Genomic DNA, 13,726 nt, shown 5'->3' with positions numbered 1-13,726 from the left:
CGCAGGTCCCGCTGCGTGCCGTTTTCCGGCACGAATTCCTGGACCCGCGTTCGAATTCTTGGTCCGGCGGCGCCTGGCCCGCCCGGTGATCCCGAAACGATGCTAGGCAGCCTCGCATGGTCATGGACAATTCATTTATTCGAGCTTTCCATGCCGGATTGGAATGGGCTCCGGCGAAGGCGCGGGCATATGCACAAGATCAAGATCCGGCACCTCGAGACCCTGATGGTGTTCATGAAGACCGGGTCAGTCACCGAGGCGGCGGAGATCCTGGGCACGACCCAGCCGAACGCGAGCAAATCGCTGAAGCAGCTGGAGGATTCGATCGGCATCGCGCTGTTCCAGCGCAGCGGCGGCCGGCTGCAGCCGACGCCGGAGGCCGAGATCCTGTTCACCCATGCGGCGCGGCTGATGGAGGAGCTGGCCTTCTTCGAGACCCTGTCGGTCGACCTGGCGCGGCTGAAGAGCGGCTTCGTCCAGATCGCGACGCTGGCCACCTTCGGCGTAGCGCTGCTGCCGCTGGTGGTCGAAGCCTTCAACGCCCGTCACCCGGACGTGTTCGTCCAGATCGACATCCTGGATTCCGACAAGATCCATTCCTTCGTCAGCCGCGGCAATTACGACCTCGGGCTGGTCCATCATCCGAGCCAGGAGATGGACCTGATGGCGCAGACGCTGCGCACCGGGTCGATGGTCTGCATCCTGCCGGCCGCCCATCCGCTGGCGCGCCAAGCCGAGATCGAGGCGGCCGACCTGGCCGGCCTGCCGCTGATCACCTATCCGAAGACCCTGCCCTTCGGCGCAGCGATCGCCAAGACGCTGGCGGATGAAGGCGTCCAGATCCGCAACCCGCTATCGGCCAATCACAGCCATGTGGTGCGCAAGCTGGTCGAGCGCGGCCGCGGCCTGGCCCTCGTCGACGAGTTCTCGGTGTGGGACGCGGCGGCGGCGCCCGGCCTCGCGATCCGGCCCTTCGCGCCGCGCATCCCGGTCTCGATCGGCCAGATCGTGCCGAAGCGGCGGCCGCTGTCGCTGGCGGCGCAGGCCTTCCTCGCGGCGCTGCAGGACGCGCTGGCCGCGCCGCCGCTGTAGCCTCAGTCGAGCTTGGCCAGACGCTGCAGCATCCGCCCGTAGAAGGCGGGCGCGTCGCATCCGGTCAGCCACAGCGCGTTGGCCGGGCGGCCGGAGATGCCCCACCAGTCGACCACGGTCATGCCGAGGGTCAGCGGCGACGCCGTCTCGATCTCGACATTGCAGCGCCGCCCGGTGAACAGCTCCGGCCACAGCAGATAGCCGACCGCCAGCGCGTCGTGCAGCGGCCGGGTGGCGGTGCCATATTTCTCGTTCCCGAAGCGCTGGAAGAACCGCATCATCCCGGCCCCGGCGGCGCCGACGCGGGTGCCAAGCGCCTCCAGATCGGCGATCCAGCTGTCCGGGGTCGGCGCCGCATAGGTGCAGTCGATCGGCACAGCGACGAGGTCGATGCCGGCGCCGAACACGATGGCGGCGGCGTCCGGGTCGACCAGGATGTTGAACTCCGCCGCCGGGGACATGTTGCCGCCCTGGAAGAAGCCGCCGCCCATCAACACGATGCGGCGGATCTTGCGGGCGATCGCCGGGCAGCGGCGCAGCGCCATCGCGACATTGGTCAGCGGTCCGACCGGTACCAGGGTGGTCGCGCCGTCGGGCCGGGCGAGCAGCGTCTCGACCATCCAGTCGACCGCATGGCCGGGCTCCGGCGGCCGCGCCGGGGCCGGGAAGTCCCAGCCGTCCAGGCCGGTCTTGCCGTGCACCTCCTCGGCGAAGCGGGCCGGCCGCAGCAGCGGCCGTTCGCAGCCGGCCCGCACCGGGACCTCCGGCCGGCCCGCCAGCTCCACCACCCGCCTTGCGTTCGCGGCCGTGACCGCGACCGGGACGTTGCCGGCGACGGTGGTGAGGCCGAGGACCTCGAGCTCCGGCGACGCCAGCGCCAGCAGGATGGCGAAGGCGTCGTCCTGCCCCGGATCGGTGTCGATGATGATGGCTTCGGTCAAACGCGCCTCCCTGCCGGCCTGGAAGCGGCCGGTCCTGTTCGTCAGAAAAATGTATACAGAAATGAGTTTCTGTATACAGATAGAAAAAACAGGGGAGCTTGCGAATGGGTCGGGGAGACTTCTCGAACATCCCGGTGCTCGACGTCTCGCCGCTGCGCGGCGGTGCCGGGCCGGAAGACCGCGCCGGCACGGTGGCCGAGCTGCGCCGGACGCTGGAGACCATCGGCTTCGTCTATCTGGCCGATCACGGCGTGCCGCCGGAGCTGGGCGAGCGGCTGCACCGCCTGTCGGTGCAGTTCCACGACCTGCCGGCCGAGACCAAGCTGCGCCTCCGCATGAACGACGCGCATCGCGGCTATATGCCGTTCAGCACCTCGACCATCGTCACCTCCTCCGTCGCCGCGGTCACCAAGCCGAACCAGAGCGAATCCCTGATGGCGATGCACGACCTGGCGGAGGACGACCCGGCGCTGGGCGAGCCGTTGCAGGGCCCGAACCAGTGGCCAGCGGAGATCCCGGAACTGCGGCAGGCGGCGCTCGACTACATGCGGGCGATGTCGGCCCTGGGCCGGGACATGGCCGTGGCAATCGCCGAGGCGCTGGACCTGCCGCCGACCTACTTTCTCCCGCATTTCGACCGTCCGACGCTGTTCCTGCGCCTGCTGCACTATCCCGAGCAGCGGCGCGAGGAAGGGCTGTTCGGATCGGCCCCGCACACCGATTACGGCTTCATCACCCTGCTGGCGCAGGATTCGGTCGGCGGGCTCGAGGTCCGCAACCGCGCCGGCGAGTGGATCCCAGCGCCGCCGATCCCCAACACCTTCGTGATGAATGTCGGCGACATCCTGGCGCGCTGGTCGAATGACCGCTTCGCCTCGACCCCGCACCGGGTGCTGAACCTGAGCGGCCGCGAGCGCTATTCGCAGCCCTTCTTCTACGACCCGTCGATGGATTCGGTGGTCGACTGCCCCGCCGCGCTGCTGGCGCCGGGCGAGGCGCCGCGCCAGCCGCCGGTGCGCTACGGCGACTATCTCCTGGATCGGCTCAACAAGAACTACGAGTACCGCAAGAAGGCGTCCTGAGAACGCCAGGGGACAGGTCCCCGGGGAGGCGCCGCCCAGGTCGGCGGTCCACAAACAGCGGAGACAAGGACATGCAGCCCACTCGACGGCAGGTTGTCATGGCATGCGCGGCCCTGATGGGCCCGGCCATGCTGCGTTTCCCGGCCCTGGCGGCCGCGGCGCAGGAGCTGGTGATCACCACCTATGGCGGGGTCTGGGAGGCGTTCTGGCGCAAGAGCCTGGTGCCCGCCTTCGAGACCGCGACCGGTGCCAAGACGAAGCTCGACATCGGCTTCGGCCGCACCTTCACCTCGACCCTGCGGGCGGCCGGCAAGGACCAGCCGCCCTATTCCATGGTGATGATGAACGAGATCTTCGCCTCGTTGCTGCGCAAGGAGGGGTATTTCGAGAAGTTCGACCTGTCGCTGGTGCCGCACTACAAGGACCTGTACCCGATCGCCCAGACCGGCGACGGCTGGGCCGCGGTCGGCATGATCTCGCCGCTCGGCCTAGGCTACCGCACCGACCTGGTGCAGACCCCGCCGAAATCCTGGAAGGACCTGTGGGACAACCCGGAGTTCCAGGGCCGCATCGGCCTCTACAACATCGTCAACTCGGCTGGGAAGGCGATGGTCATGCTGACCGGCAAGCTGTATGGCAGCGGCCCGCAGGACCTGGACAAGGCCTATGAGATGCTGGGCAAGCTGGCCCCCGTGCTGCAGACCGACTTCAACATGTCGACCCTGATGTCGACCGGCGAGATCGTGGTCGCGCCCTATGATTTCGGCGAGATCGCCCGGCTGAAGCACCAGGGACTGCCGGTCGAGTGCATCGTGCCGGAGGAAGGCCTGTTGATGTGGGACCAGACCTTCAGCATCTGCACCAACGCCCCGGCGCGGGAGCTGGCCTACAAATACATCGACTTCATCCTGTCGCCGGAGACGCAGCTGATGCTGGCGCGGGAGTTCTTCGTCTCCCCGGTCAACCGCACGGTCGAGGTGCCGGAGGACCTGCGCGCCGACGTGCCGGTCTATGGCGACCAGATGAGCAGGATCCTCGCCTGGGACTGGGATTGGGTGAACGCCAATGCCACCGAGATGACGGAACGCTGGAACCGGACCTTCCAGTGACCGAAGTCGTCATTTCAGAGCTGACCCGCAGCTTCGGCGCCGCCCGCGCCGTCGACCGGCTGTCGCTGTCGATCGCGAGCGGCGAGTTCGTCTCGCTGCTGGGCCCGTCGGGCTGCGGCAAGACCACCACGCTGAAGCTGATCGCCGGCTTCGAGGAGGCGGAGCACGGAAGCATCGCCTTCGACGGCCGCGACGTGTCGGCCCTGCCGCCGGAGCGGCGGGACATCGGCATGGTGTTCCAGTCCTACGCCCTGTTCCCGCACATGACCGTGGCGCGGAACCTGGCCTTCGGGCTGGAGATGCGCAAGGTCGGCCGGGCCGGGATCGCAACCCGTGTCGCCCAGGTGCTGGAGATGGTGCAGCTGCGCGGGATGGAGGAGCGCTACCCGCGCGAGCTGAGCGGCGGCCAGCAGCAGCGCGTCGCCCTGGCCCGGGCGCTGGTGATCGAGCCCAGCATCCTGCTGCTCGACGAGCCGCTGGCCAATCTCGACGCCCGGCTGCGCGACGAGATGCGGGTGTTCATCCGCGACCTGCAGCGGCGGGTCGGCATCACCACCATCTACGTCACCCATGACCAGGCCGAGGCGATGACGATGTCCGACCGCGTCGTGGTGATGTTCGGCGGCCGCATCGTCCAGGCCGGCGCGCCCGAGGCGATCTACGAGCGGCCGGCCGATGCCAGGGTGGCGAGCTTCGTCGGCCAGGCCAACCTGCTGCCCGGCATCGTCGTGGCCGACGGCGCCGACGCGAAGATCCGCACCGTGTTCGGCGACTGCGCGGCGGACGGGCTGAACGGCACCGCGCCGGGTGCCTCGGTCCGGGCGCTGCTGCGGCCCGAGGCGATCACTCTGGCCCCCGCCGGCATCGGCACCACGGCGACAGAAGGCGTGGTCGAGGGCCGCTACTATCTCGGCAACATGGTGAACTACCGCATCCGGCTGCCCGACGGCAGCGATGTCGAGGCCCACAGCCTGACCCAGACCCGCTTCGCCGAGGGGCAGCGCGTGGCGGTGCGGCCGCCGGCCGCCCCGCTCTGGGTCGTCCCGGAGGCGTCATGACCGCCCGGCGCAAGAGGCTGCCCTGGACCTGGCTGATGATCGCGCCGGCGGCGGTGCTGCTCGGCGTGTTCCTGCTGGTGCCCTATCTCAACATCGTGCTGATGAGCTTCCGGCCGCCGGCCACCGGCGCGCCCTACGGGCCGGGGCTGACGCTGGACAACTACCAGCGCACCCTGACCGACGGCTATTATCTGGGCCAGCTGGGCAGCACGCTGTGGATCGCGCTGCTGACCACAGGGACGACGCTTCTGGTCGGCTTCCCGGTCGCTTGGCAGCTGGCCCGCAGCCGGTCGCGCTGGCGCCCGGTGCTGTACGGCATCGTGCTGTCGCCGCTGCTGGTCGGGATCGTGGTCCGCAGCTTCGGCTGGACCATCCTGCTCGGCAACAACGGCGTCCTCAACAAGGCGGCAAGGTCGCTCGGTCTGACCCTGGCGCCGCTGCCGCTGATGTACAACACGCTCGGCATCGTCATCGCCCTGACCCATGTCTTCCTGCCCTTCATGATCCTGCCGATCATGGCGGCGCTGCAGACCATCGACCCGGCGCTGGAGGCGGCGGGACGGTCGCTCGGCGCCACCAGGCGGGTGGCGTTCCGGCGCATCGTGCTGCCGCTGGCGCTGCCGGGGATCCAGTCGGGCTGCATCCTGGTCTTCGTGCTGGCGCTCAGCGCCTATGTCACCCCGGTGCTGATCGGCGGCATGCGGGTGAAGACCATGACCCTGACCGTGGTCGACACGCTGACCGACGCGTTCCAATGGCCGCTGGGCTCGGCCCTGGCCCTGATGCTCAGCGTCGCCGGCGGACTGTGCGTCGTCCTGTTCGCCCGGGCCACGCGGATGCGGTGGGCAGCATGAAGCAACGACGCCCGATCCTGTTCCCGGTGTTCTGCGGGCTGGTCTACGCCTTCCTGCTGGCGCCGATCCTGGTCGTCGTCGGCGCCTCCTTCAGCGCCGGCGCCTTCCTGGCATTCCCGCCGCAAGGGCTGTCGCTGCGCTGGTACGAGGCGTTCTTCGGCAACGAGGTGTTCGTCACCGCGATCTGGACCTCGCTGCAGGTCGCGACCGTCGCGACCCTGGTCTCCGCCGTCATCGGCACCGCCGCCGCGCTGTACCACGCCCGCCATGCCGGCCGGGCGAAGGAGGCGATCCGCATCGCCGTGCTGGCGCCGCTCTTGCTGCCCGAGGTGCTGACGGCGATCGCCCTCCTCTTCTTCTTCTACGCCATCGGCATCGGCACAAGGAACCTGGTGGCGCTGGTCACCGGCCATGTGCTGATCACCCTGCCCTTCGTGTTCATGAACGTCTCGGCCTCGCTGCAGGGCTTCGACCGGTCGTGGGAGCTGGCGGCGCGCAGCCTCGGCGCCCGGCCGTGGCGGGTCTTCGTCCGGATCACCCTGCCGCTGATCAAGCCGGGGCTGATCGGCGGCTGCCTGTTCGCCTTCATCATCTCCTTCGACACCTTCGCGATCTCGTTCCTGCTGAAGGACGTCGGAACTTCGACCCTGCCGATCCAGCTGTTCGATTATCTTCGCCTGAACTTCACGCCGGAGGCCGCGGCCGTCTCCACCATCAGCATCGTCATGACGCTGCTGGTCGTGGTGGTGACCGAGAAGGTCCTCGGCCTCAAGATCCAGAGGTTCTGACCCGCGACCATGGAGACCGCCATCCCGGATGAAGACAGCGGCACCCCGCGCCGGCCGGTGCTGTCGCAGACGGTGCTCGCCTTCCTCGAGCGCAAGATCATCCTGCGCGAGCTGCCCCCCGGCGCCAAGCTGGTGGAGGAGGAGCTGTGCGAGCGCTACGGCATCAGCCGGTCGCCGGTGCGCGAGGCGCTGCGGCTGCTGGAGGGCACCGGGCTGGTGATCCGGCGGCCGCGCCAGGGCGTTCGGGTGGCGCCGATGTCGCTGGCCGATCTCGACCAGATCTATTCCTGCCGGGTGAAGCTGGAGGCGCTGGCGGCCGAAGGCGCCGCCCGGTCGGCCAATCCGGTCGCGGTCGCCGGCGAGCTGTCGGTGGCCCTCGCGGCGATGCGGTCGGCGCTGGAGGCCGGCGAGGTCGAGCGCTGCTTCGACGCCAATGTCGCTCTGACCGAGGCGCTGCACGAGGCCTCGGGCAACGCGGTGCTGCAGCGCCTGCTGGCCATCGTGCAGAAGCCGGCGCTGCGCTACCGCCATCTGGCCTATGGCGTGTCGGCGGAGATGACCGCGATCGCGATCGAGGCCAACCAGCAGATGATCGACGCCATCCGCCGTGCCGACGCCCCGGCCGCCGGCCGGGTCACCGCCGGGCTGGTCGAGGCCGCCTGGCAGATCGTCCGCACGGCGCTGTCCACGACGATCGGCAGGCGGTGACGGATCCGTCCTGTGCGCGAGGCGGGACGGCAAACACCTCCGAATAAGGCAATGCACATTGCGTTTAATGCGCCATCGGCGGGTCGATCGGACTCGCGCCACACATGTCACTCCCACTGTCCGGGGCCCGGCGCCAATCTACTTCACGACCGACAACGAACGATGAACAGCGAAGGGACCCGCGCCCATGAGGCGCGGGAGGTCGCCCGCATCCGAAGGAGTCAAACGCCATGACCACAGAGACCGGACAGCCCGCCATGCACACGCCGCCGGTGGTGTCGCCGCAGGCATGGAAGGCGGCCCACGCGCAGCTGCTCGTGAAGGAAAAGGCCCACAGCCGCGCCCGCGACGCCCTGGCCGCCGAGCGCCGGCGGATGCCGTGGATGGCCGTGAAGTCGGACTATGCGTTCGAGGGGCCCGCGGGCAAGGCCAGCCTGCTCGACCTGTTCGACGGCCGGCGCCAGCTGATCGTCTACCGCGCCTTCTTCGAGCCGGGCGTGTTCGGCTGGCCCGACCACGCCTGCCGGGGCTGCTCGATGGTGGCCGACCAGGTCGCCCATGTCGCCCATCTGAACGCCCGCGACACCACCCTGGTCTTCGTCTCGCGGGCGCCCCAGGCGGACATCGCGCGGCTGAAGGCGCGGATGGGCTGGGAGATCCCGTGGTTCACCGTCACCGACAGCTTCGACCTCGATTTCGGCGTGGACGAGTGGCACGGCACCAACGTGTTCTACCGTGACGGCGACCGCGTCTTCCGCACCTACTTCGTCAACAACCGCGGCGACGAGCAGATGGGAGGGACCTGGAACTACCTCGACATCACGCCGCTGGGCCGGCAGGAGGTCTGGGAGGATTCGCCCGAGGGCTATCCCCAGACCCCGACCTACAAATGGTGGAACTGGCACGACAGCTACGTCGCGGACGCAGCACCCGACAAGAAATGGGTCGAGGTGTCGGACGCCGGAGAGGCGGCCTTCCGGGACAAGGGCGCAAGCACGAAACCGTAAGCCGGGCCCTCCCGAAAGCGGGACCTTTCAAAACATCACCGTCATTGCAATGACGGTGTTGGGAACTCTGAAAAGGTCCCGCATGCCCCCCAAATGAGAGACGACAGCTGCGCCGGCCGGCGCGACAATCGGGACACAACAAACCATGGCGGCAGGGCCTGGGCTCCGCCGCCGGAGGGAGGTCCCATGCAGATCGATCCGGACAAGCTGAACGCCTTCATGGGCAAGATGCTCGGCGATCTCGGCGCGGCGGTGAACGCGCCGCTGATCCGACTGGGCGACAGCCTCGGCCTCTACAAGGCGATGGCGGCCGGCGGGCCGATGACGTCGTCCGAGCTGGCGCAGCGCACCGGCACGACCGAGCGCTACGTCCGCGAATGGCTCGCCGCGCAGGCGGCGTCCGGCTATGTCGAATACGACGCCGCGGCCGGACGCTTCACCCTGCCGCCGGAACAGGCGGCGGTGTTCGCGGATGAGGACAGCCCGGTGTTCCTCGCCGGCGTCGGCGACCTGATCGCGGCGATGGTCGATGTCGGCCCGAAGGTCGCCGAGGCCTTCCGGACCGGCCACGGCGTCGGCTGGGACCGCCAGAACCCCTGCCTGTTCTGCGGTACCGCCCGGTTCTTCCGCACCACCTACAAGCATCATCTGGTGCAGGAGTGGCTGCCGGCGCTGGACGGCGTGGCGGCCAAGCTGGCGCAGGGCGGCAGCATCGCCGATATCGGCTGCGGGCACGGCGTCTCCACCGTCCTGATGGCGCAGGCCCACCCGCAGGCGCGCTGCTTCGGCTTCGACTACCATGAGCCGTCGATCGCCGCGGCGCGGCAGTCGATCGCCGGAACCGAGCTTGCCGGCCGCGTCGCCTTCGAGACCTGCCAGGCCAAGGCGGTCCCGGCCGGCAACTACGACCTCGTCGCCTTCTTCGACTGCCTGCACGACATGGGCGACCCGGCCGGCGCGCTGCGCCACGTGCGCTCGGCGATGGCGCCGGACGGCACCTGCATGATCGTCGAGCCCTTCGCCAACGACCGGCTGGAGGACAACCTCAATCCGGTCGGCCGTATCTATTACGCGGCCTCGACGCTGATCTGCACGCCGGCATCGCTGTCCCAGGAGGTCGGGCTTGCGCTCGGCGCCCAGGCCGGCGAGGCGCGCATGCGCCGGGTGGCGGACGAGGCCGGCTTCACCCGGTTCCGCCGCGTCGCGGAGACGCCGTTCAACCTGGTCTACGAAGCCCGCCCGTGACCCACGATCCGACGGGACGGAGATGGGGCGATGGACATTCGATCGACACTGACGGAGCTCTGTGCGGCTTTCAACGCCCATGATCTCGATCGGATCATGGCGTGTTTTTCCGACGATTGCGTCCTGGAGATGCCGCGGGGAAGCGAGCCTTGGGGGTCCCGTTTCGAGGGCAAGCGGAACGTGCGGGACGCGCTGTCGACCCGCTTTGAACGCTTGCCGGATGTCCATTACGGCAACGCGGAGCATTTCGTGGATGCGGCGGCCAATACCGGCATCTCGAAATGGACCCTCACAGGCACCACCCGCGAGATGACGAGAGTGGAGGTCCGAGGGTGCGACTTCTACACCTTTCGCGACGGCAAGGTGGTCCGCAAGGATTCCTACTGGAAAATCGTGGAGTGATACCGACGATCGAAAATATTGCTCGTCATCCCGTGCGCGCTGCGGCGCGAAGTGCCGCGGCGCAGACACGGGATCTCTGCGCGATCCCTGATACAGACGGCGCGAAATATCGACCCATCATGGCGAGCCCCGAAGGGGCGTGGCCATCCAGGGCCGCTCGCACCGGCCCCCTGGATGGCCCATCTTTGACTCAGAGGGGCGGCTTCGCCTCCTCGCCATGACGGGAGGGACCGAAGACGCGAACTCAACGGCCGCTGGCATGAGAGTCCGTTGCGCCGCCCTCTCAAGCGCTTTTCTTCCGGGAGCGGGGCCGCACCGACAGGTTCAGGGCCGCGGCGGCGCGGATCAGCGCCTGCAGCGCCGGCTCATCGATCGCCTCGCCCTCGCGGATGTCGATGGCGCGCCGGGTGTTGCCGTCGAGGCTGGAGTTGAACAGGCCTGACGGGTCGGCCAGCGCGGCGCCCTTGGCGAAGGTCAGCTTCACCACGGCCTTGTAGGTCTCGCCGGTGCAGAGGATGCCGGCATGCGACCACACCGGAACTCCTCGCCACTTCCACTCCTCGACCACCTCGGGGTCGGCCTGCTTGATCAGAGCCCGGATCCGGGCGAGCGTCTGGCCCCGCCAATCGCCCAGTTCCTCGATCCTCGCATCGATCAGCCGGGAGGGAGAGTCGCCTCCGTCCGTCGCGCCGCTGGTCTTCATGGCTGTCGTCGCTCCCTCGAGATTTGCTCGGTCACATCTTTTCGCCGGGCAATTCGCTGGCCTGCTTCACCCAGGCGGCGAGCTGGGCTTCGTCGAGCGGCTCGTCTTCGCGGATGTCGAAGTAGCGCACATCCTTGTGCTTGGACGTGCCGGGCGGGAGAGGCTGCAGCGACGCGCCGCGGAAGAAGGCCACCTTGATGTATTTCGTGAAGCAATGGAGGCTGAGGAACCAGGTCTGGTTCTCCGCCCCCGCCCCGTACAGGGGCGAGTTCCATTTGACCGCCTTGCGCACGCCGGGGACGGTTCGCTCGATCAGCGCATCCAGGCGGCGGCCGACCTCGCTTTTCCAGCCCGGCATGGCGGCGATATAGGCCTGCACGGGCTCGTCGCCATAGCCCTTCGCGATCTGCGGGTTGCCGCCCGAAAGCAGGACCGGCGTCGCGGCCGGCGCGGGGCCCTGCGCCGGCTTGCGCGGCTTGGCGACAGCCGTCTTTGCGGCCTTCGAGGTGGCGGGCGTCTTGTCGGTCATTGCGCTCCCCTCGCTGACGGACGAGGCAGCGAGGATACTTCGATTCTTGGCGATGTCGACCGGCTCAGCCCGCGGCCGCGAGCGGCCGGATCTCGCCGGTGGTGCCGTCGGTCAGGCCGAGATCGGTGACATGCGGCCCCGGGTTGCAGGCCAGGCTGGCGCCGACCACCGCCTTGAAAGTGCGGTAGGGCGGCTGCCAGTCGACGATCCGGTCCGCCGCCGCCTTGACCGCGGCGAAATCCGCCGCCACCTCCGCCGCCGGCGCGTCCGACAGCAGGCCGCAGACCGGCAGCGCCACAAGGGCAGTCACGGCGCCACGCTCGGCCACCGCCATGCCGCCGCCGGCCGCGATCACCGCATTGGCCGCCGCCGCCATGTCGGCCGGGTCGCGGCCGAACACGGTCAGGTTGTGGCTGTCGTGAGAGATCGTGGTGGCCAGCGCGCCGCGCCAGGGACCCCAATCATCCAGGATGCCGATCTGCGGCACCGCCGGACGCCGGCCGTGGCGGTGGATCACCGCCATCAGGATGCGGTCAGCCGGCAACACCACCGCGCCGTCCCGCACCTCGACCGCGAGGTCGCGCCATTCGGTGAAGCGCGGCCGGAAGATCGAGTTGACCACGGCCGTGCTGCGCCCCGGCAGGCGGAGGACGAAGTCGTCGGCGGTCAGCGGCGGCACCTTCACCGTGTCGCGGAAGGCATCGGCCGCGCGGCCGAGTTGTCCCGCGGTCAGGCGCCCCGCCGCCGCGACCTCGCGGCCGGAGGCGAAGACCCGCTCGACGCCCAGCGTCTCCAGCCCGTCGAGCACGATCAGGTCGGCGCGGCGGCCCGGCGCGACCAGGCCGAGGTCGCGCCGGCCGAGCCGCATCGCCGCGTTCAGCGTCGCCGCCCGGATCGCGTCGACCGGGCGCAGGCCGTAGCGGATCAGCCGCCGCAGCACGTCGGCGATGCCGCCGACGGCGACGAGGTCGTCCGGGAAGATGTCGTCGGTGCAGAGGGTCAGGGTCTGCGGCAGATGCGGCAGGGTGGCCAGCGCCTGGACCGCGCCGGGCAGGACATAGTCGTGCGCCCCCCGCAGCTCGACGGTGAAGCCGGCGCGCAGCTTGGCCAGCAGGTCGTCTCCCGAGGTGATCTCGTGGTCGGACTGGATGCCGGCAGCGGCGAAGCCCTGCAGCGACGCGCCCTCCAGCCCGCGGGCATGGCCGCAGACCAGCTTGCCGCTGGCGAGGCCGGCGGCGACCACGCCCTGCATCGGCTCGCTGCGGTCCAGCACGCCGCGCATGTTCATCACCTCGGCGACGCCGGCGATCTCCGGCCAGCGCAGCATCTCGGCCATCTCGCCGCCGCCGAACTCGGCCCCCGCCACCTCCAGCCCCGGCGCCGAGGGCACGCAGGAGGGCGCCAGGGTCAGGATCCGCAGCGGCAGCCCCTGCCCGGCCTCGACCGCCCAGCGCACCCCCGCCAGGCCGGCGACGTTGCCGACCTCGTGCGGGTCCCAGCAGATCGTGGTCGTGCCCTGCGGCACCACCACCTCGGCATAGCGCCGCGGCGTCACCATCGAGCTTTCGATGTGCAGATGGGTGTCGATCAGCCCGGGCGCGACGAAGCGGCCGGCGGCGTCGACCACCCGGCCTGCATCGCCGCGGCTGCCGGGGGCGTGGACGCTGGCGACCAACGGCCCGACCAGCCCGATATCGGCCGCCCGGATCTCCGAGGTCGCGACGTCGACCAGTTGGGCGCCGGTGATCAGCACGTCGAAGGGCGCCAGCCCGCGGGCGGCGCGCACGGCGCGGTCGCGCAGGCCGGGATCGTCCAGGTCGTGCGGTTCGCGGGTCATGGCTGGACCTTCGATGGGTTGGCTCTGCTCGAATCCCCCTCACCCTCCCGCCGAGGAGGCGGGGGATTCATGCGTCGATCAGTGAGACCGACCGCAGGTATGCGAACAGATTGCCTCTCCCGCTTGCGGGAGAGGTCGGACATCCGAAGGATGTCCGGGTGAGGGGATAGCGGCCTCACCGAGAGCACAGCTTTGCCACGAGCGAGTGCATGATCCACCCCATCCTGAAACGCTGATCCTGGTGTCGCGGCCGAGCCGCCCTCACCCGGTCTCGCTGCGCGAGCCCGACCTCTCCCGCAAGCGGGAGAGGCAATGGGAGCGGAGCCAGGAGATGTGTCAGTGCCTTCGTCCCGAGGAGAAGGGCGCCGGGC

14 protein-coding genes are annotated in these 13,726 nt (G+C 69.4%); 10 read left to right on the top strand and 4 right to left on the bottom strand.

The window, feature by feature from the left end; translation table 11 throughout:
- The first annotated feature begins 189 nt into the window (after positions 1-189).
- Positions 190-1,092 (top strand): LysR family transcriptional regulator, encoded by a 903-nt coding sequence (locus tag FFK22_RS01785; RefSeq protein WP_186002252.1) that lies wholly within the window; start codon positions 190-192, stop codon positions 1,090-1,092.
- A gap of 2 nt (positions 1,093-1,094) precedes the next feature.
- Here the strand turns inward: FFK22_RS01785 and FFK22_RS01780 are convergent, their stop codons facing one another.
- Entirely contained in the window at positions 1,095-2,033 is a 939-nt protein-coding gene (locus FFK22_RS01780; protein ID WP_138888339.1) for a nucleoside hydrolase, read from the bottom strand.
- A gap of 104 nt (positions 2,034-2,137) precedes the next feature.
- Between FFK22_RS01780 and FFK22_RS01775 the strand changes: the two genes are divergently transcribed.
- The 9 genes from FFK22_RS01775 (at position 2,138) to FFK22_RS01735 (ending at position 10,286) form a co-directional block, all read left to right on the top strand.
- The gene (locus FFK22_RS01775) at positions 2,138-3,115 is read left to right on the top strand and encodes an isopenicillin N synthase family oxygenase (RefSeq protein ID WP_138888340.1); all 978 of its coding nucleotides are present in this window, start codon (positions 2,138-2,140) and stop codon (positions 3,113-3,115) included.
- 98 nt (positions 3,116-3,213) lie between these two features.
- Complete coding sequence (locus FFK22_RS44310; RefSeq protein ID WP_306770060.1) at positions 3,214-4,224, top strand: PotD/PotF family extracellular solute-binding protein; 1,011 nt, start codon at positions 3,214-3,216, stop codon at positions 4,222-4,224.
- On the top strand, positions 4,221-5,282 hold the full coding sequence (locus tag FFK22_RS01765) for an ABC transporter ATP-binding protein (RefSeq protein WP_138888342.1): 1,062 nt from the start codon (positions 4,221-4,223) through the stop codon (positions 5,280-5,282). The genes FFK22_RS44310 and FFK22_RS01765 overlap by 4 nt, the downstream gene beginning before the upstream one ends.
- The gene (locus tag FFK22_RS01760) at positions 5,279-6,136 is read left to right on the top strand and encodes an ABC transporter permease (RefSeq protein ID WP_138888343.1); all 858 of its coding nucleotides are present in this window, start codon (positions 5,279-5,281) and stop codon (positions 6,134-6,136) included. The genes FFK22_RS01765 and FFK22_RS01760 overlap by 4 nt, the downstream gene beginning before the upstream one ends.
- A complete protein-coding gene (locus FFK22_RS01755) occupies positions 6,133-6,924 on the top strand; it encodes an ABC transporter permease (protein WP_138888344.1) in 792 nt (263 codons plus the stop codon). Before FFK22_RS01760 ends, FFK22_RS01755 begins: the two co-directional genes overlap by 4 nt.
- 9 nt (positions 6,925-6,933) lie before the next feature.
- Positions 6,934-7,632: a GntR family transcriptional regulator gene (locus FFK22_RS01750; protein WP_138888345.1), complete on the top strand. Its 699-nt coding sequence runs from the start codon at positions 6,934-6,936 to the stop codon at positions 7,630-7,632.
- A 257-nt stretch (positions 7,633-7,889) separates the two neighbouring features.
- Complete coding sequence (locus FFK22_RS01745) at positions 7,890-8,639, top strand: DUF899 domain-containing protein (RefSeq protein WP_221938323.1); 750 nt, start codon at positions 7,890-7,892, stop codon at positions 8,637-8,639.
- A gap of 186 nt (positions 8,640-8,825) precedes the next feature.
- On the top strand, positions 8,826-9,884 hold the full coding sequence (locus FFK22_RS01740; RefSeq protein WP_138888347.1) for a trans-aconitate 2-methyltransferase: 1,059 nt from the start codon (positions 8,826-8,828) through the stop codon (positions 9,882-9,884).
- Between the two features lie 30 nt (positions 9,885-9,914).
- Positions 9,915-10,286: a nuclear transport factor 2 family protein gene (locus FFK22_RS01735; protein ID WP_138888348.1), complete on the top strand. Its 372-nt coding sequence runs from the start codon at positions 9,915-9,917 to the stop codon at positions 10,284-10,286.
- Positions 10,287-10,569: 283 nt separating this feature from the next.
- On the opposite strand, the gene FFK22_RS01730 is transcribed toward FFK22_RS01735, so the two are convergent.
- The 3 genes from FFK22_RS01730 to FFK22_RS01720 form a co-directional block, all read right to left on the bottom strand.
- Positions 10,570-10,989: a DUF1801 domain-containing protein gene (locus tag FFK22_RS01730; RefSeq protein WP_138888349.1), complete on the bottom strand. Its 420-nt coding sequence runs from the start codon at positions 10,987-10,989 to the stop codon at positions 10,570-10,572.
- Between the two features lie 31 nt (positions 10,990-11,020).
- Positions 11,021-11,518 (bottom strand): DUF1801 domain-containing protein, encoded by a 498-nt coding sequence (locus FFK22_RS01725; protein WP_138888350.1) that lies wholly within the window; start codon positions 11,516-11,518, stop codon positions 11,021-11,023.
- Between the two features lie 64 nt (positions 11,519-11,582).
- Positions 11,583-13,355 carry an adenine deaminase gene (locus tag FFK22_RS01720; protein ID WP_138888351.1) on the bottom strand — a complete coding sequence of 591 codons (1,773 nt, stop codon included), beginning with the start codon at positions 13,353-13,355 and terminating at the stop codon, positions 11,583-11,585.
- Between the last annotated feature and the right edge of the window lie 371 nt (positions 13,356-13,726).

It is taken from the genome of Mycobacterium sp. KBS0706 (genome assembly GCF_005938675.2).
Taxonomy (GTDB): domain Bacteria; phylum Pseudomonadota; class Alphaproteobacteria; order DSM-16000; family Inquilinaceae; genus Inquilinus.
This window is presented reverse-complemented; position numbering and strand designations above follow the sequence as displayed.

Excerpts from the sequence above, each read along its gene's own strand:
- FFK22_RS01755 (WP_138888344.1), top strand. The coding sequence starts at position 6,133 with ATGAAGCAACGACGCCCGATCCTGTTCCCGGTGTTCTGCGGGCTGGTC.
- FFK22_RS01745 (WP_221938323.1), top strand. The coding sequence starts at position 7,890 with ATGCACACGCCGCCGGTGGTGTCGCCGCAGGCATGGAAGGCGGCCCAC.
- FFK22_RS01775 (WP_138888340.1), top strand. The coding sequence starts at position 2,138 with ATGGGTCGGGGAGACTTCTCGAACATCCCGGTGCTCGACGTCTCGCCG.
- FFK22_RS01785 (WP_186002252.1), top strand. The coding sequence starts at position 190 with ATGCACAAGATCAAGATCCGGCACCTCGAGACCCTGATGGTGTTCATG.
- FFK22_RS01730 (WP_138888349.1), bottom strand. The coding sequence starts at position 10,989 with ATGAAGACCAGCGGCGCGACGGACGGAGGCGACTCTCCCTCCCGGCTG.
- FFK22_RS01750 (WP_138888345.1), top strand. The coding sequence starts at position 6,934 with ATGGAGACCGCCATCCCGGATGAAGACAGCGGCACCCCGCGCCGGCCG.
- FFK22_RS44310 (WP_306770060.1), top strand. The coding sequence starts at position 3,214 with ATGGCATGCGCGGCCCTGATGGGCCCGGCCATGCTGCGTTTCCCGGCC.
- FFK22_RS01735 (WP_138888348.1), top strand. The coding sequence starts at position 9,915 with ATGGACATTCGATCGACACTGACGGAGCTCTGTGCGGCTTTCAACGCC.
- FFK22_RS01720 (WP_138888351.1), bottom strand. The coding sequence starts at position 13,355 with ATGACCCGCGAACCGCACGACCTGGACGATCCCGGCCTGCGCGACCGC.
- FFK22_RS01725 (WP_138888350.1), bottom strand. The coding sequence starts at position 11,518 with ATGACCGACAAGACGCCCGCCACCTCGAAGGCCGCAAAGACGGCTGTC.
- FFK22_RS01740 (WP_138888347.1), top strand. The coding sequence starts at position 8,826 with ATGCAGATCGATCCGGACAAGCTGAACGCCTTCATGGGCAAGATGCTC.
- FFK22_RS01760 (WP_138888343.1), top strand. The coding sequence starts at position 5,279 with ATGACCGCCCGGCGCAAGAGGCTGCCCTGGACCTGGCTGATGATCGCG.